1 protein-coding gene is annotated in these 620 nt (G+C 65.8%); it reads right to left on the bottom strand.

All coding sequences use genetic code 11. The features are described 5' to 3' along the window. The coding region (locus OWC48_RS45975) for a flagellin (RefSeq protein ID WP_282525925.1) at positions 1-620 on the bottom strand (620 nt) is incomplete at both ends.

The raw sequence follows: 620 nt of genomic DNA on the forward strand, positions 1-620 counted from the left end.
GTGGTCATGTCGGCCGGGACGGTGTCCTGCAGCGCGCCGATGGCGATCGTGTCGACCGACGCACCACCGCTCACCTTGTCCAGGATACCGGTGTTGCCGGCGGTGTTGTAGAGCGTGTAGTTCGCAATCGTCAGGGTGATCTTGCCGACGGTGGGCGTGCCGCTGACACGCGAGTACGACGACACCAGGTCGACGGTACCCGTCGCGGCGGTCGCGCTCAGCCAGTTCACGCCGTTGAAGGTCGCCGCACTGGCGGTGGCCTTCATCTGCTGTTGGATCTGGGTGATGTCAGCCTGGATCTTGACGCGGTCGATACCGGCGGTCTTGGCTTCGACCAGCAGCGCCTGGAGCTTGGTCAGGCCGCCGGTCTTGTCGCCCACAACCGAGGTCAGAGCAGTATATTCGGTGTCGACGGTCGCGGCCGACAGACCGAGCGAGTCGGACACGGCGGAGAGCGCGGCGTTGTCGGCGCGCATCGAGGTTGCGATCGACCAGTAGGCGGCGTTATCGGACGCGGTCGAGACGCGCTGGCCGGTCGAGATCCGGTTCTGCGTGGTCGCGAGCTGCGAGCTGACGTTCCGGAGGGTCTGCAGCGCGGTCATTGCAGACGAGTTGGTGAG

This window comes from Bradyrhizobium sp. Arg816, from assembly GCF_029989365.1.
Lineage (GTDB): Bacteria > Pseudomonadota > Alphaproteobacteria > Rhizobiales > Xanthobacteraceae > Bradyrhizobium.